The organism is Leptospira alexanderi serovar Manhao 3 str. L 60, from assembly GCF_000243815.2.
In the GTDB taxonomy this organism is placed as follows: Bacteria; Spirochaetota; Leptospiria; order Leptospirales; family Leptospiraceae; genus Leptospira; species Leptospira alexanderi.
In genome coordinates this window covers 20,001-37,500 of the sequence record NZ_AHMT02000042.1, presented here as the reverse complement: position 1 = coordinate 37,500, position 17,500 = coordinate 20,001, and the positions used below count along the sequence as shown (strand labels likewise).

The following is a 17,500-nucleotide window of genomic DNA, read 5'->3' as shown; positions in this document are numbered from 1 at the left end:
CGACAAGTTGAGTGGTTTTTGTCTTCATTTCTTTTTTCGCGTCTTTGGACGAAAAGACGTAGCGTATATAATAAAAAAAATCCGCATCCGGAACCGCTTTGGAATGATACGGCTGTCCTATATCTTGGATGTAATGGCAGGCCCAAGTCGCAAAACGATATTTCCAATAATTGTGCCCGGTTTTCCCCGCTAACTTGGAAAGACGAGAAAACAACTCGATTCGATCCAAAATCATTCCTCCTTGAACTACCTCGGAAGCGAAAAAAGAAAGCACCCAATTTTCATTCTGAAATTGCATGTGAAAAGGAGCTTTGCTACTTTCTCCTTCCGGTTTCCCGTACGGTTGTTTTCCGTAACCGTATTCGGTAAAACCCCAAAGATGATGATCCATTCCCCAATCTGGCTCGTCGATAAAGGTATAGAGAAGATTTCTAATTTTGATTTTTTTTCCGACGGTGGATTGAAACCTCGCGGGAAGTTCCGGAAGATCGAAAAGATACGGCGTAATCGACGCGACCTGAACGTTACCCGACATCGATTTGGAGCCGGGAAGAATTCTTTCCACCTCCAAGAATCGAGTCGTAGGATTGAGCCTTGCCGCTTTTACAAATTCCAAAACCGACGCAGACTCCGGATGAAATTCCACTTTTTTAAACCGTTTCGAACCTCTTGATTCTTCCCAAGTCGCAAATTCGTCAAAAAGAACTTTTAAAGAAACTTTCTCTTTTTTCACAAAAGAATCCAAAGACTCGGATTCGACTTCTCCAGAAGCGAACTTCATAGAAAAATGTTCGAGCGCTCGATCCATTATGAGATAATGAGTTCCCCAAGAAAACAAAGTCCCTGGAAAAAATAGAACCAATGGAATACCCAAAATCAACAAGATACTTTTTGGAATATTGTTCCGAGACAATTTAGAAAAAGAAATCTTAGAAAGCCTTAATAAGTTCGGTAAAATGAAGATTTTTTTATTTTCCAATATGATTTTTCTCCTCGTCTTGAATTGTCCCCATCGCAAATTAATTCAGAAAAACTCGAAACAGAATCCAGTTGTTTTTCGAGACACTTCTAAAATCGCCCAAGGCTAACGATAAGCCAAACGAACACAACCAAAGAATCGGGAACCGAAAAAAATTGAGATCCGATTTAAATGACCTGCAAGTTTTGGAACAAATTTCAATTTTAAACAAGTTTCATCGTCTTACACTTTTTCTTCCAAAGCAGTTCTTGTTCATTCAGATATTCAAATACAAAAGAATCCGAATATTTTCCGTCCAGATAATCGAGCAAGAAACGATCTCCTACGAGCAATTCGATCGCGGTAAGATCCGATCTAAATTCGTATGCGCCTGACCTGTAAGCAAAGTCGTTCGGATATTCTTCCCTCAACATTCGGATCAGTTTTAAGGTGAAAAATAGGCTGTGAAACTTCTCCGGTTTTTTCAACAGGATTTGAAAACCGCCACAGATTTCGTCCTTATGTTTATGAAAGGTAGGAATAAATTTCAAAGGCCTTAAAATCACGTTCCCTCTTTGAGATTTTTCCAATGCTTTTCGGATGTTATCTTTCCGTTCGTCGATGTAAGGAGCTCCGAACGTTTCAAAAGGCCTCGTGGTTCCCCTTCCTTCGGAAAGATTGGTTCCTTCCAAAAGACACTGCCCCGAATAAACATAACAAGTGGAGAAAAACGGAATATTCGGAGAAGGCGGAATCCAAAAAAATTCGGAATCTTTTTTTTCATACCATCCCTTGTTTACGATTCGAATCTTTACGTTTAAGGAAAATTCTTTTTGATAATAAGAAAGTAACCCTCCCGGAGTCAAACCGTGACGATGTAAAACGCTTCTGACCCCGACAAAGGATTCGAATTCTTTTTGCAAAGGAGAACCTTCGACTTTTTTTCCCGCCGGATTAGGCGAATCGAAAACGACTACGGAAATTTCCGTTTTTCCAGAAGAATTCCACTTATCGATCTCTTCCAAAAAATAATATGCAGTCGTTAGAAAGGTATAATAACGCGCGCCTGTGTCTCTTATGTCTATGATGACTACGTCCAAACCGTCCAAAGAAACCGAATCGGGCACCAAGCTGGATTCTTGATCTCCGTAGAGATTGATAAACTCCACTTCGTCCAGATTGTATCTCAAACTCGAACCGGAAACCTGATCTTGAAGTTCCGCAAAAAGTCCGTGCTCCGGGAGAAATATTTTTTTCAGATCGTAACGTCTGTGAATGGTTTGAAAGTGGTATTCCCCATCCGGTCCGAAAGCGCTCTGATTTGTGATCATTCCGATTCTGGAAGCACGAAGTAGCTTTTCTATTTGGTTCATTCTTCCGGTATGGTCTTTAAGAGGCATAAGGAGTCAAGTTGAACGAGAATCATGCTGAAAACTAAAAAAGTGAAATCCGGTTTTTTAACGTCTTCTCAAAAAAATTGTTTTCTCTATGGAGAAGAAATAGTTTCTTTTTCATTAAAACCTCGATAATCCGATATGACATTTGATCCTTCAGTTCCACAACAACAAGCCAAAGCCCCCGCGGGAACTTTACTGTTTACGGAAGCTTCTTCCGCAAACACTCTAAACGTGCTTCACAGTGGAACGGTTCGTTACCTGACCGAAGTTCCCGGAGGAAGAAAACTCGAACTTTTTAAACTAAACGGCGCCAACTTGACCCCCGGATCCGTAGCTCTTTTTACAAGCGGAAGATATCCTTTTCACATTCAAGCGGAAGAAGCCTGTGTGATTTCCACTTACACGATGAATCGGGATACAATCGGAAAAAGTGTGGGGTCGCGTGTTTCTTTAGGACTAATGGTCGCACGAACCCTTCTTCGAGAGATCACGGAACTTTTTAAAAAATCCAACCAGATCCGAAAGATCACTTCGGATATTGAAAAGGTAAACGACAACCTTTCTATTCTCTACTACCAATTTAATCCGAGCGTATTTCCGGACATCAAACCCGGTTCTCCGATCCCGGAGGTTTCGGCTGACGTAGTCGATCCGGTTATGCGTCTTTGTCGGGAGAATTTGAAATTATTTTTTGACAATGGAGGACTTTTGCCCGACAGACCGAGTCCTCAATTTTTGGAAGAGGAGCACGAATCTCAACTTACGAGATTGTATCCGGAAGAAATTGATTTTCAGGACGGAGAATTCAGTTTCATCCGGAAGCTCATCGTGCAGGATCCTAAAATTTTGAACGCGTTATTCACCGCCGATCCTTCCATGCTCATCTATGTTTGTTCCAAACTAGCGAACGTATTGGATCAGATTTCTGGAATTCTCAAAACCTGTCTCACCGATTTGGACGAAGCATTCCGTAGATTCTTCGTAGGAGAAAGTAGCCTCGTAGAAAAATTCTATCTCATCTTAGACATCACCTTGTCGGGATATGGAACGGCTCCCGTGGAATACGTAGTACCCGTGTTAGGTGCAATTGCGGGAAAGATCGAAAAGTATAAAAACGGCCATCAAGCGCTTTTTGGGATCCCGGTCGCCGACCTTTCTCTGAACACACAAGCCTTTCAATCCAAGGCGAGTTCGTTGGTGAAGAAATTGGAAGAAACCTCTCCGAAAACGCAGACGCCCCCACCTTCGTCGGTCGCGGCAGGCGTGGATATCAACGCGATCCGTCAGGAACTCGACAATTCAGCATCGGTCATCATCCAATTCTCCGGTTTAGAAGCAGAAAAGGTAAAAGAATTTTCCGCCTTGATGGTTAAGGTGAAAAGTCTGAAAAATCCTCTCGATCCGGAAGGTGATAATAGGAAGATCAGAAGGACTCTTGGAAGACATTACTGGGATATGTATCAGGAATGTTTTGTGAAGTACATGAATTCCAATCGAAATGTTCCCAAAGCGGTCGAGCTGATGCTGAAATACGGTTTTTTCGACGAAACGATGGTGGACGATTCTCAGATCGCGTTCATGTATACTCAAAAGGATCCTGTACATTCCGCTTCGGACATTCCGATCTCACTCGGAACCGAATGGTTGGAAAAAGTCTATAAAAGAGAAGTCCCGACTTCCTTGGATGAAATGGGACAGAACTTTTTCGAAAAGGTGAAACTGGAAAATAGAAACCTCCCTATCAAAAAAGAATCGGATATCCCGCCCGAATTGGACAACCCGGATACAAGACTCAAGTTCGAGTTCGCTTCCCTCTACGAGGCTAACGTTAGACTCACTTCGGGTAGTCCGGCGACCCACTTTCCGATTTTGACCAAGTTTCACAGCCAGATGGCGATTGATAAATCGTACGTTTCCAAAGAGATTCTACGGGAAGTGATCCAGGAACTGATGGGGATTGATTATTCCGTTTTCCATCGGGAAGTCATATACAATAATAACGAATTAGGAATCACAAAGGAATTCATTCAAAAATGCGTGATTCCCGATTTTATCTTAGTCCCTTCGATCGGAACCAAAGTAATGATGTGGCAGGATCTTTCCATTCACAGAGGAGCCGGCTCCAAAGAAAGTCCGGGAAGAATCGTACTTCCTATTTTTGCACAAGGGGATCTAAAGACGATGGTCGCCGATGCCCTCGCCGCATTTCGTTGGGAATTGACTAAATCCATTCTCGGCGCGGAATGGAACAACGTGGGAAATCCCTCGATCACTGCGGATTATACGGACTACATTCAGTTCTTTAAGAAGAACAAAGATCTTTCTATGGAAATCAAAGAGAAGTTGGCTTCCGATTTCAAACGCTTTCGAAATGATCGGGATATATTTGCAAATGACTATCAACTCTGGATGAAATACGAAGCCGACGGAGTTCAAAGACTCAACAAAGTAGTCCGCGGAATTTTTTACAGACATATTCCTTTCAGCAGACAGGTCCGGGATAAGGTGGCAAAAACTCCGGCTTTTGCCGAAATTCACAACCGATTCATCAATATTAGAAATCGCAAATATACTGAAATAGAAAACCGTTATAAGAAGTATCTCAACGCCTTGGGAAGTCTTCCCGATCCTCTGCGCGATAATTTGGAATTTTATCGTGTTTAAGTTCTAGATAACGCACATTAAAAGCAGCGTTATTCTTTTATCTTAAATATCCGAGCGCAGGTGCGTCTCCAATTTAAAAGTAACGTAAACAACGCTTTAATAATATTTCCTGTCAGATCTATATTTCTTCCAAGAGATAAGGACGAGTATATTCCCGAATGATTTCAACGACAAAACGACCCCAACTTTTTGAGTCGTGCTGCGAGATTTCGACCTGTTTGATTTTTGGGAAATAAGGACTCGATTTATAAAGAGTGTGCGAGAGTTCAACCGCTCGAAGATAATTATCCACTCGTTTCACTCGAACGAAATTCATCAGTTCGGATTGAACCTGACTTGGCTGGATATAGCCGATGATGATAAGTTTCGGGAAAAGGGACTTTTTCAATAAATTTATGAATTCCGTAAAACTGTCCACACGGTCAATAAATCCTTCGTAAGCCCCGCCCCCAAGGTTCATGATCTGAGTCACAATATCCATCGTAAAGGAAACACCCTCTGCGGAAGTCATGTCCGAAATAATTACAATTCCTTCATCCGGTTGAAAGGTCTTAAACATCTGAGAACCTTTAAAGTGTCTTCTCAAAAGTTTCGCGGCGGAAATGTCGATCTCACCGGCCTTAGCAAGAATCGTTCCTCCCCCACTATCAAGAATCGGCTCTCTCGTAATGATATATCTCTTTTTGACCGCATTCTGGTTCATCACTCGGAACGCTTTGACCTTTTCTTCGATCTCGTCCAAAGAACAGTAACCGATTTTTAGTACGTTTTCCCTCGACCTTTTCTCTAACTCTGTGTCTTCCATTTGAAGTTTTAAGGGGGCGGCACGACTCGAACGCTCGAAATCCGAACTGGTTTCCCTTATCCCGTTTTATCATAACATTGAATTTATTTCGAACAACTCACTTCTCGGGTAAGCGAGAAACAAGATTAAAACACTTGCACCTTATTTCCGGTCTTTCTGAATGGAATCATGTACCCGGAAACGGAAATTTCTTTTCGGTTTCGCATTCTTTTGCAGATTTCGAAGATTCTTTCGGTACCAATTCTACTTTCCACTCTTTTTTCTTGCGAATCCGTAGAATTTATCCCGGAAACAGTTTTGAGGGAAGAATTCGGTTTCTCTCATAAAAGTTCCTGGAACGAAATCGAAATCCGAACTTCTTCTCCTCCCAAACCATATCGTACATACGGAAAAATCATCATTCGCTCCTTTGCAAACGGAAGAATCCCCAACTACCTGATTATCAATCTCAAAAAAGAATTGTATTCCAATCACATGGATGGTGTTATTTTTACGGGTAAAGGAATCGTGAACGTTCCTCCCACCCTCATCCAATCCGGCAATGGAGATGGGAACACAGTTGTAATCGGCTATGTGAACAACGAAATGGGAGTGATCGAAGGCGTGGCCTACCGTTATAAGGACAACGAACGATGAAGACTTCACCGGATCGGAACGATTCTCATTCTCCTCGCAGATTCAATAGCGAAATTTTTGTAGATTCGGAAGACCGTTGGATCTTTCAAGGGAATCGAATCGATCAAAAAGAAATACTCACTTACTTTCGCCAAAATCTTTGCGAAGACGAACTCGGAATCTATATCGATAATCGTTTCGGAGAATTAACTGAAAACGGTTATCTGGAATTGGAAGGTTATCCGATTCACTTGATAACATGTAAAGAATCGGAAGGAACGTTATTCTTCCTTGCGGAGTCCAATATTTCGTACGCTCTGAAAGATCTGATTTTTGCCACAGACGTAAACGGTTGTCTTTTTGCAAGAAGCGTAAATCATAAAAAACTAAAATTCAGACCGGATCGCAATTGTCTTTCCGATCTGAGTCCCTTTTTGGAAGAAACAAAAAACGGAATAGAAATCCGCTTTTACGACAAAAAAATTTTAATTCCAGAATCGTACGAGTCCCCGCGAGTTTCTCTTCCTACTGAATTCAATTCTACTTTTTCTCGGGAAAATTAGAGCTCATTCAGAACTTACAAACCGATTCCAAAACTCAAACATTAAAAGAAGGCGCTCCTATTTTGCCTATCGTGACAAATTACTCTTTGTCTCAAACCGCAAATAGAAACGCGAATAAAGACACCGCATTCTCCGCAAATCATATCATTTGCGGAATACAGATCGAGCTTGTATAAAATTTACGACATCCATTTCAAATTGAGGCCCCAATTCTTGATACACAAACTTAGGAGGAGAAACCACTTGTTTGAGAGCATTACACCCCATTCTACGGCACTCCTGTGGAACGGAGGATGCCCATACCGCACCCAAAATCGAATATCCATGATCGTATTTGATGGAAGTAAGCTGGTTTAAATTTTTATCATAAATTTTAATTTCGGTCCCCGCCTGTAAAGACGCATAACTTGGAATTAATCCGAAACTTATCACGGAAAAAATAGAAGAGAACAATTGAAGCACACTACTACCAAAATGTTTCGAAGTCTGAAACGCCGGAGTGTGAATTCCCAACACGTAATAATCCGCCCCTATATCCTTCAATTTGAAAATTCGCTCTTCTCCTTTCTTTTCTACGCTTGTTACATATGTCAGTTCAAGAACGCCACTGTCCTTTACCTCGTTCAAATAATCCTGAACGAACTTTTTAACTTTATCAGAAGACACGTCCTTTCTGTATCCCGTAGATTTCAAATCAGATGCATAAGTTCCATTCTGAAATTTGAATATAGTCCGATCGGGATACATCAGATTGGCCGTATAAACCCTCGTCTCCGAGGAAGAAGTTGTCATCTCCGTGAGATATGGACGAAAACCGATATAAGCGATTTTTACCTTGGATAAGTTCGGAATCGATCCGCTCTTGATGGAAGTTTTTTGCACGTAGTAATGATAGTTGCAGTCGTAAAGAAACAAAAAAACAAAAAAGAGAAATCCAAATTTTTGATCGTATCTCATAGATTTTCCGAAATCTGCGGAACTAAATTTCGTTCGATCCGCTTCCCACATTAAATTCTCCTAAAGGATTCTTCTTGCAATCAAAAAGAAGAATCAAATACGTTCGGAAAGAAAAAATAGGAAACGATACCATTCCTTTAGTACTTCGAAAAAAACGTTCGTCAAAACCTAAGCTCAATTCCGAAGTTGATATAAGGAATTTTATTCTTATCCGTTTTTAAGGACTGCATTCCGTTCAGATAGATATATTGAGTTTCAGGATTTGCGCCCGGCACAAACGGAAAAATAGGACTGAATGTGTCCGCACTCACGGCAATCCTACTTCCGGTTATGTTTACGAGCTCGAAATACGCGGTCATTCTTCCCCAGCTCGTGGGAATAAAACGATCGAATCTTAGATCGAATTGGTGATAGTGAGGCAGTCTTGCCGATCGACGCATATCCGAATATACGGGTTGATAAAAGGGAAGCAAAGTGGAACTATCGCCACTTGAAGGCGCAGTCGAAGGCGGTATCGGTAGATCGGGAAACAAATCCGATATACTTTGATTCAGAGTCATGCTCTTGGATCCCGACACGGGCGTATATGCATAATTCGTTAAGTAAGTCCCCTTGAGTCCGATTTGCGCTTTTTCTTCGAATTTCCAACCGAGGACGATATTGAAAATGTGAGTTCTGTCCAGATCGTACAGCTCGTCTTTGGAATTTTTAAAAAGAACGTCGTAGCTTCCGTCTCTGTAAAAATTCGCGTAGTATTGATCCGTGCTTTCTTGGTGAACAAGATCCTTTGAATTGCTTTGCGCCAGCCATGAATTGTATTCCTGATTGGTGAGTTCGGGCATATGACGGTTTCTTTTTGTCACCGATTTGGTATAAGACAACCATCCGTAAAATCCGGATTCCGCAGAAGCTTCCTTTTTGATAAAAACTTCGATCCCTCTCGAATAACCGGTCATCGAATTGGAATAATGTAAATTACCACTTCTGAATAGAGAAGGATCGGCGGAAGGGTCCAAAGCTTCCCGACGCAAATCTCTGTTTACGGAATACGGATCCATAATAAACGGATCGGCAACGGAAAGATTGGAGAACGTATTCTGATATCCTTCTATTTTAACGTTCCAAAGATTGCCGATTTTTTGATCCCACCCGATCTCCGCGTGATCCGATTCTTCCATCTTTAAATTCGGATTCCCCGTTCTTCTTGAGTAACGACTCACATCCGCGGGCGCTTGAAAGTGTTTTCCATACCCCGCGAAAATTCTGGATTGTGTATAAGCGATCTCTTTGCTGAGACCTACGCGCGGAGACGTTTTCCATTCTCCCGATTTATCGTAGTATTCCCTTCTTACCCCGAGATTCAGATTGAAGTCTTTTAACTTGAGCCGATTTTCGAAAAAATAACCGATCTGTCTCGTCCTAGCGGAGTCCCCTTCCAACACCTCTCTTGCCTCGGGGGAATTCAAATACTGCTTTTGCAAAAATTCCAAAGCGGGGTCTAGGTTCAGTTGAGTCACCTTTCCCTTATAACCGGCATTGACCTCTCTATACTGACCTCCGAATGCGATCTTCCAATTTCGTTTTAGAAGTTCGATTTCCGAAACGTTTTCCACCTGTTTTAAATCGTTGAAATATTCATTTCGAATAGTGTGCACCCTTTGATAAAGAGAAGGAGGATATCCGATTTTTTTAATATCGGTCACCAAGGTATCCATACCAGTTTCAGTGACTTCGTTAAAATAATTTCTGGATACGTTGAACGTATTCGTGATCGAATCCTTCGGTTTCCATACGTGCTGAATCCCGTCGGTTCGAAAAATACGATCAAGTCGAATCCCCTCGGTAGCGGAAGGAGGATTGCCGAAGGACTGCGCCATTTCTTTCGGATTGTATTGGCTGAGTTCCTTAAACGGATACCGTTTGTCCTTGGCTCCGAAGGTCTGAACGGAAACCGTATGATGTTCGTTCACATCCCAACCGATTCTCGCCTGATAATCGTTATAATCGGACATGAACGTTTCCGTAGGAATCATATTCGGCACCCTTCCGAAAATCACGTTCGGATAGTATTTTTTTCCGGAAACGGAAACATTTAAGTCTTTTTTAATATTACGATATGCGTATACATCCGTAAGAAACGCGTTCAAGTGCGCGACGGACAAATTAGAATCCCTTTTTTGAAACCCTTCTATATTTACGATCCCTCCCGTTGCAAATCCGTATCTTGCGGAATAGGAACCCATATACAATTCCAAGGATCGGATCGCGTTGTTGTTGATTACGGAAGCCAAACCGTCCGCGTGAAAAGGATAACTCATAGGAAAACCGTTGAAATAAAACTGATTGGCCCGAGTTCCGGCCCCACGCATCACGAGAAAGCCCGGCTCCCCGTTCGGTTTATCGGGGTTTTTGTTTGAACCTGCCGTTATATTGTAGGTCTGAATCGCCGATTGAAAACTGGAACCGATGTATGTCTGATACAAGGGAATGATTCCAGGCATGGATTGAACGGCCTTGAGCGCGTCGCCGAAACCTCCCGGCATCTTCACCGCGTCTTCTTGATTCATCGTATAGTTTGGGGGAGAATTCGGTCTTTTCCCACGACGTTGATTCCCGCGACGACCTTTTGTTTTTGTACGAAATCAAGATTTTTCTCATCGGAATCCACGGTAATTGTCTTTTGTTCCATCGCCCCACTTTTATAAGTAAGAACTACGTCGTAGACGCCCTGCTCCTTCAAATCAACGATAAACTCCGACGACTGATTCGAAAAAGAAAATACCTTAGAATATCCGTTTCCTCGAACCCAAATTTCCGCAGGAGGATCGGTCTTAGAACCGACAACCACTTTCAAACGAAGAGTCGCCTTTGCAAATAAAGTTTCGATCGAAATCAAAAACAACAATACCGAAAACAGAATGAAAATCTTATGTTGCAATGGATTTCGTCTTAGAAAAAAGGTCATTTCTTTAACACGAGCATGCCTCTTACGAACGAATACTCAAGTATTATTTCTCTAAATCAAGTTATAACCAAGATACCGATAATTCCAAAGATTATAATACAGAGCAGAAACGACGGAACGAATTTCAAAAGTTCTCGTTCTTAAATATCGATTCATTTAGAATATTCAATTGCACAGTGAAAAACAAAGTAAAACGAAAAATTGATAGAATTTTTATAACGTCAAAATTCCGTAATTTAGAATATTACCAAACTTAAAACTCGTAAATCCTATCTTCTGCAAAACTCAATACAACCCCGCGAGCGATCGAGTCGAGGTCAAGTTATTGGTATTAGAGAAATATAATACTTTGAAAGGGAACACAATAACTTGACCAGAGAGGAGAGCGCGGTTCCTAGCCGGTTTTTTCCGTAAGAAAAAACCGGCTAGGAACGCGGCCGTAAATTTCTTACGAAACATTCTATGATGTTTTGGTAAAAACAAAAATTCCATGCCCTTCTTACGAAACGGCATGGATTTTTCCAAGGATCTAAGTAACGGTTGGCCGTTTTTACTGCTTCAACTCAGGCGCGAGTTCCGCCAATGGAACCTTATCCTTTGGAAGAGAAGCATAATCCGGGAATTCGTATCCATTGGGATAATGCTCGTGATCTTCCGGGTTGTAAAAGTGAACGTAGTCCTTACGATATCCCCAAGTAAAAACGGAATTGGACGGATCCTGCCCTATGACCAAACAACGGGGATTGATCCAACCTTCCGTTTTTTCAGTCTTAATACGAACAAAGGGTTTCGGATTGGCTTCATGATTTCTGTAATCATACACTCTAACCACAGAGCCCGGCGTGATTCTCTCTTTTACAACCGAAGTAGCATCCGCCTCTGAGAAGATGGGAACCGTAGGTTCCAGGGAAGGATTCAGTAGAGACGGATCACAGTTTTTATGATTTGTAACCTGTGCTAATTTGGAACATGCCCCTAAAAAAAACGCAGTCCCTATCAATAAAACGACAAGTGTAATATTCCTTTTCATTCTTCTTCCTCTTATTGATGATGATGTAGAGACTGATCCAATCTTGGATCCCCTACCGGAATCAGAGCCGCGGACTCGTAACGTTTCAGAACTACGAAACCGAAAAGACCGATAAAACCGATCACCGCTCCGAGTGTTACTACAAGACCGGAAAGTTGGAAGTTCTCGAAATTAGCGGGGAATACCAGCCAATAGATTTCGATCACTTGCGTAAACACGATCCAGATCGAAACTTTTACGAGGAAGTTGATGTCTCTTTTGTTCGGTCTGTTTAAGAGCAATAAGAACGGAAGAACGAACTTGATGAAAGGAAGAGCGTAAGTGAACACTTCCCATCCGCCCGTAAGTCTTTGCTCGTAAAAAAATGTTTCTTCTGGGATACTCGCATACCAGATCAACATAAACTGAGAGAACCCAACGTAAGCCCAAAACACACAAAAACCAAGCATGAACTTTCCGATATCATGGATATGGTTTTCGTTTACGAGGTTTCCGAGGTACCCTTTCTTTTTCAGAAAGTAGATCATGATGACGAGAGTCGAAAGACCTGTTTGATACGCGCCCGCGAAACAATACACTCCGAACATAGTGGAGAACCAGTGCGGAGTTAAGGACATGATCAAATCGAAAGAAGCAAGAGAGAAGGAAAGAGCGAAGAATACGATAAATCCCCCGGCCAGTCTTGCGCTAAATTGAGTGTGAGCTACGTCCTTATCTTTGTCTTGCTCCGTGGAACGTTTGTGGAATAACCAGCCGAAAACGGACCAAGCCGCTCCGAAAAGAATCATCCGAATCACAAAGAAAGGAGTGTTCAACAAAGGTTTCTTATGCTGAAGAAGGTGATCGTGAGCGACAACTTCTTCGTGACTCCACTCGTAGAGATCGTGGATTCCAACCGCGGTGATGAGCAGAAGAACCGCAACCACCGGAAGAAACAAACCGTAACCTTCCGCGAGTCTTCTTACGGTAACGGACCAATGAGCGCCCGTGATGTTGCTAATCGCGGTAAAAAAAACCCCCGCGAGAGCGATTCCCGTGATGAAAAAAGTTCCCGTTAAAAACGCGGACCAAGCGGGATTGGAATGTCCACCCTCGTGTCTCGGAGGAGTATGAGAAAGGGTAAAATACCCGATGAGTAAGCTCAGAACTCCGATCCCGATCATCCCGAAAAGGGCGCTGCGGGTTTTGGAGTCGAGTTTGAAGTGAATCAGATTTTGTTCGACTTTGACTTCCATGATTCTTAATTCCTAGCCACGTCTTTTTTTGTTCTGTTCTCGTATTCCTGGAGTTTTCTCACGTAGAGAACGATCTTCCAGCGGTCTTCTGGAGAAACTTGAGAAGCGTAGCTTTTCATTCTTCCCCAACCCGCGGTCATTACGTGATAGATCTGTCCGTCGGAATATCCTTGGATCTTAGGAGAAATCACGGCGGGAACCGGAAAACCGATTCTTGGAGCCGGACCAACGATGGTTCCGTTCCCCGCTCCTCTTACGCCGTGACAAGGAGAACAATACGTTTGGTATTTAGCTTCTCCCTTTTGAAGATTCGCTAAGTCGCTTTTCAAAGGATTAGAAAGTCCTTTATTAGGTAATTGTGTTACATCCAATCCGAGATACTCGTAAGGATAGTATCCTACCGGAACCGCTCCTTTCGGAGGAATTCTGGAAGCCGCTCCGTTATGTGCGATCGGGTCCGCTTCCTGAGCTTCTCTTGCGGGAGAATCCGCCATATCCGGAAAGTATTCCAGAGGAGGCGTTTTGGACTCGCAATTCCAGAAAAGAACGGCGGCCAAAAGGAAAATTAGAGATTTGCAATATTTCATTCTTGTTCCCGCCCTATTTCACAACCTCGACGTTCTTTCCGCCAAGGCCTTTGATAAAACTTACGACTTCGTCCTCTTTATAACCTTTGGAAGAGGAAGGAATCCAGAGTGCGAACTTGTCCGTAGTGATGTCCGGATGCAAAACTCTCCGATTGATTTTCGGAAGTTTGGTTAAGAAGAACATCGCCGCCGCGGTTCCGATTCCAGCCATAAACACGGTGAATTCGAACGTGATGGGAATATAGGCAAACCAAGCGTTCAAATTCTTTCCGGAGACATTGATAGGCCAATCGAACTTATGAGTCAGATATTGCATTCCAAACCCGACGGCGCATCCGAAAAGTCCCATGAAGAACGTCACCCAAGGAAGACCGGAACGGGGAACTCCCATCGCGTCGTCCAATCCGTGAACCGGATACGGAGTGAAACAATCAAAGCCAGTGTAATTCTTCTCTTTGGTTTTTGTCGCAGCCGCGATGATTTCCGAAGGCGAGTCAAAAAGGCCGAATACTCCAGCGCTCGTTTCTTCAAATGTATGAAATTGTTCTTTATGAGGTTTAAGCATCAGTGAAGTTCTCCGTTTTTGTGAGGCATGACGGTTTTAACTTCCGCAACCGCGATGACGGGCATGATTCTACAAAACAGAAGGAACAACGTGAAGAAGATTCCGAACGTTCCAATGAGCATCATGAAATCGTAAACGGTAGGGATATACATATCCCAACTGGAAGGAAGGAAGTCCGCGTGAGTCGTCATTACGATCACGTATCTTTCGAACCACATCCCTATGTTTACGACAATGGAAATGATAAACATAACGGGGATATTGGTTCTGAGTTTTTTCCACCAGAATACCTGAGGAGAAAATACGTTACAGCTGAACATGATGAAGTAAGCCCAACCGTAAGGACCGAAGGCTCTGTTTACGAAAGTAAAACCTTCGTATTCGTTACCGGAATACCAAGCCATGAAAAACTCGGTGGAGTAAGCAAGACCCACGATCAAACCGGTTACCATGATGACCTTGTTCATATTTTCCAAGTGTTTCATGGTGATATAATCTTTCAGATTGAAAACTTCCCTCGCGATCACCATCAGAGTCACGACCATCGCGAACCCGGAAAAAATCGCCCCAGCAACGAAGTAGGGAGGAAAGATCGTAGTGTGCCAACCCGGAAGGATCGAAACCGCGAAGTCGAAGGATACGATCGTGTGAACCGAAAGAACCAGAGGAGTGGAAAGTGCAGCGAGGATCATCGCCACCATTTCGAGATGAGACCAAGCTTTGTTGGATCCGACCCATCCGAGAGAAAGAATGTCGTAGATCTTACGTTTCATTTCTCCTTTGGAACGGTCTCTTACCGCGGCGATATCCGGAATCAAACCGATATACCAAAACACGAGAGAAATCGTAAGGTAGGTCGAAACCGCGAACGTATCCCAGATCAGAGGCGAACGGAAGTTGACCCAAAGAGGTCCTCTTTCGTTCGGATAAGGGAATAACCAGAATCCTACCCAAGGTCTTCCGATGTGGATGATCAAGTTGGAAGCTGCGGTTAATACCGCGAAGATCGTCATCGCTTCTGCGGCACGGTTGATCCCGGTTCTCCATTCTTGGCGGAACAGATAAAGGACGGCTGAAATCAGGGTTCCGGCGTGACCGATCCCGATCCAGAATACGAAGTTTACGATGAAAAATCCCCAAGCCACGGGATTGTTGATCCCGAGGATGTAGAGACCTTCATACATCAGATATCCGATGATACCTAAATCGACGACTGTAATAGTAAGAACCAGAAGAAAAGCCTTCCACCACAAAGATGTGGGGAACGCTTCGACCGGTCTTAAGATATCCTCCGTAACGTCCCGAACCGACTTACCGCCGGTTACAAGAGGCTGGATATCCAGGGCTTCTTTGACTGCGTTGGACATTGACATAGCTTTTTACGTTACTCCATTAAATTGAGCTTCTGACTCGGGTCAGATAAGCAACCTGAGGACCGACGTTCAGATATTCGAGGACACGAAAGGATCTTGGACTGGAAGAAAGTTTTGCAACTTCCGAATCCTTATCGTTCGTATTACCAAAGCTGATTGCATCCGCAGCACAACTTTGCTGGCACGCGGTTTTAACTTCGCCGTCTTTCAGAACACGACCTTCGTTTTTAGCCGCGATCTTCGCTTCCGCGATTTTGTGAGAACAGAAATTACATTTTTCCATAACCCCGCGACCGCGAACCGCTATTTCAGGATTGAGTCCCAAGTAACGAGGAGCTTTGGAACCTTCCGCTCCGTTATACCAGTGCTGCATCCAGTTAAAACGTCTCACTTTGTAAGGACAGTTGTTCGAACAATAACGAGTTCCCACACAACGGTTGTAAACCATGTCGTTGATCCCTTCCGAACTGTGAACGGTTGCAAGAACCGGACAAACGGTTTCACAAGGAGCGTTGTCGCAATGTTGGCAGAGCATCGGCTGGTGAGCCACTTGAAGAGTTTCTGGCCTGTCCGGTTCGCCGATGTAATAACGATCGATTCGGAGCCAATGCATCTCGCGACCAACGCGAACTTCATCACGACCTACGACCGGAATGTTATTCTCCACTTGGCAAGCGATCACACAAGAACCGCAACCCGTGCAAGAGGAAAGATCGATGCTCATTCCCCATTTGTAACCTGGGTAAGGATAAACAGGATTTGCTCCCGTAGCGTTCACCAGTTTACCGTCTTTGAGAATCTTAGGAATTTCGGAAGGAGCCTTTCCGGAAGCAGGATTTTTGCGATATTCTTCGATCGTCGTAGACTGAACCAGAGGACGATCCGGATAGCTGAAACCCGGAGACAACATGTGGTGGTGTTGCGTGCAGGCTAATTTGTAAGTTTTTCCCGTTTTTTCAAGAGAAGTGATCGTGATACCGGAATAGATTCCTTTTTCGGAAAGAACATACGCATTCTTACCGACTCCGGTTCCAACCGCACCCGCCGCAGTTCTACCGTAACCGACTGCGATCCCGACCGCTTCTTTGTGCATTCCAGGTTGGATCTGCGCGGGAAGTTCGATCGTCCGAGTCGCTGTTTTCAAAACTAGGACGTCATTGGAAGAGATCTTCTTCTCTTTCGCAAGAGCCGGAGAAATCAGAATATAATTGTCCCAAGTAACTTTCGTTACAGGATCCGGGAGCTCTTGGAGTTGAGCGTTATTCGCCGCTCTACCGTCTCCGATCGCGGATGTTTCATACAACGCGAGCTTGAGACCGGCAGAAGTGGAAACGATCGACTTCAGAGAAGAACGGTTGAAGTTTCTGGAAGAACCTGCAACCTTCTTGCGCTCGGAAGCTTTAACTGTGGTTCCGACTCTTAAGAGATCTTCCCATCTTTGTTTCGAACCGAGTTTTTTGATCCAAGAATTTTTGACGTATTCGTAAAAGTTAGGTTCTCCTCCGAGAGAACCGCCCGCGAAAGCGATCAAACTGTCTTCAAAAGAACGCGAATTGAAGAGAGGACGAATCGCAGGTTGTTGGATGGAGAAAATCCCTTTTGTAACTTCGGAGTCTCCCCAAGATTCGAGGAAATGAGTTGTGGTCGCGAGAACGTTAGACGCAAGCGCGGTTTCGTCGGCACGATCGCTCAAAGACACGACCAAAGCCGCCTGGTGAAGAAGGTTTTTCCATTCTTCTCCGGCTTGATACACTAGGTTTACGTCGTTCACAAAAAGAACTCCGAC

Annotated in this window: 13 protein-coding genes and 1 pseudogene (2 of these 14 only partly in view); 3 read left to right on the top strand and 11 right to left on the bottom strand. The window is 43.5% G+C overall.

The window, feature by feature from the left end; all coding sequences use genetic code 11:
- Positions 1-808 carry the 5' portion of a phospholipase C/P1 nuclease family protein gene (locus tag LEP1GSC062_RS13475; RefSeq protein ID WP_162142167.1) on the bottom strand. The gene continues 398 nt to the left of window position 1, outside the view, so only the first 808 of its 1,206 coding nucleotides appear in the window; it begins with the start codon at positions 806-808; its stop codon lies off the left edge, out of view.
- 374 nt (positions 809-1,182) lie between these two features.
- Positions 1,183-2,358 (bottom strand): DUF1343 domain-containing protein, encoded by a 1,176-nt coding sequence (locus LEP1GSC062_RS13470; protein WP_020984548.1) that lies wholly within the window; start codon positions 2,356-2,358, stop codon positions 1,183-1,185.
- A gap of 135 nt (positions 2,359-2,493) precedes the next feature.
- Here LEP1GSC062_RS13470 and LEP1GSC062_RS13465 point away from each other — a divergent pair, with 135 nt between their 5' ends.
- The gene (locus LEP1GSC062_RS13465; protein WP_010576818.1) at positions 2,494-5,019 is read left to right on the top strand and encodes a cyclic nucleotide-binding domain-containing protein; all 2,526 of its coding nucleotides are present in this window, start codon (positions 2,494-2,496) and stop codon (positions 5,017-5,019) included.
- Between the two features lie 118 nt (positions 5,020-5,137).
- Here the strand turns inward: LEP1GSC062_RS13465 and LEP1GSC062_RS13460 are convergent, their stop codons facing one another.
- Positions 5,138-5,824, bottom strand: a complete 687-nt coding sequence (locus tag LEP1GSC062_RS13460) for a hypothetical protein (protein WP_010576817.1) — start codon at positions 5,822-5,824, stop codon at positions 5,138-5,140.
- A gap of 210 nt (positions 5,825-6,034) precedes the next feature.
- Between LEP1GSC062_RS13460 and LEP1GSC062_RS13455 the strand changes: the two genes are divergently transcribed.
- Complete coding sequence (locus tag LEP1GSC062_RS13455; protein ID WP_020984559.1) at positions 6,035-6,460, top strand: hypothetical protein; 426 nt, start codon at positions 6,035-6,037, stop codon at positions 6,458-6,460.
- The gene (locus LEP1GSC062_RS13450; protein ID WP_010576815.1) at positions 6,457-7,002 is read left to right on the top strand and encodes a hypothetical protein; all 546 of its coding nucleotides are present in this window, start codon (positions 6,457-6,459) and stop codon (positions 7,000-7,002) included. Before LEP1GSC062_RS13455 ends, LEP1GSC062_RS13450 begins: the two co-directional genes overlap by 4 nt.
- Positions 7,003-7,146: 144 nt before the next feature.
- Here LEP1GSC062_RS13450 and LEP1GSC062_RS13445 read toward each other — a convergent pair whose 3' ends face one another.
- The 8 genes and pseudogenes from LEP1GSC062_RS13445 to LEP1GSC062_RS13405 form a co-directional block, all read right to left on the bottom strand.
- Positions 7,147-7,959, bottom strand: coding sequence for an Lp29 family lipoprotein (locus LEP1GSC062_RS13445; RefSeq protein WP_425268435.1), 813 nt, complete (start codon positions 7,957-7,959; stop codon positions 7,147-7,149).
- A gap of 161 nt (positions 7,960-8,120) precedes the next feature.
- Positions 8,121-10,924 (bottom strand): annotated as a pseudogene (locus tag LEP1GSC062_RS13440) (TonB-dependent receptor plug domain-containing protein).
- A 550-nt stretch (positions 10,925-11,474) separates the two neighbouring features.
- Entirely contained in the window at positions 11,475-11,954 is a 480-nt protein-coding gene (lsa16, locus tag LEP1GSC062_RS13430) for an E-cadherin-binding lipoprotein adhesin Lsa16 (protein ID WP_010576812.1), read from the bottom strand.
- 11 nt (positions 11,955-11,965) lie between these two features.
- Complete coding sequence (locus tag LEP1GSC062_RS13425; protein WP_010576811.1) at positions 11,966-13,189, bottom strand: hypothetical protein; 1,224 nt, start codon at positions 13,187-13,189, stop codon at positions 11,966-11,968.
- A gap of 5 nt (positions 13,190-13,194) precedes the next feature.
- A complete protein-coding gene (locus LEP1GSC062_RS13420) occupies positions 13,195-13,776 on the bottom strand; it encodes a c-type cytochrome (protein WP_010576810.1) in 582 nt (193 codons plus the stop codon).
- 13 nt (positions 13,777-13,789) lie between these two features.
- Positions 13,790-14,341 (bottom strand): DUF3341 domain-containing protein, encoded by a 552-nt coding sequence (locus LEP1GSC062_RS13415; RefSeq protein ID WP_010576809.1) that lies wholly within the window; start codon positions 14,339-14,341, stop codon positions 13,790-13,792.
- Complete coding sequence (gene nrfD, locus LEP1GSC062_RS13410) at positions 14,341-15,708, bottom strand: NrfD/PsrC family molybdoenzyme membrane anchor subunit (RefSeq protein WP_010576808.1); 1,368 nt, start codon at positions 15,706-15,708, stop codon at positions 14,341-14,343. Before nrfD ends, LEP1GSC062_RS13415 begins: the two co-directional genes overlap by 1 nt.
- 25 nt (positions 15,709-15,733) lie before the next feature.
- On the bottom strand, positions 15,734-17,500 hold the 3' portion of the coding sequence (locus tag LEP1GSC062_RS13405) for a TAT-variant-translocated molybdopterin oxidoreductase (RefSeq protein WP_010576807.1). Its footprint extends 1,299 nt past the window's final position; only the last 1,767 of its 3,066 coding nucleotides appear in the window; its start codon lies beyond the right edge, outside the window; the stop codon is at positions 15,734-15,736.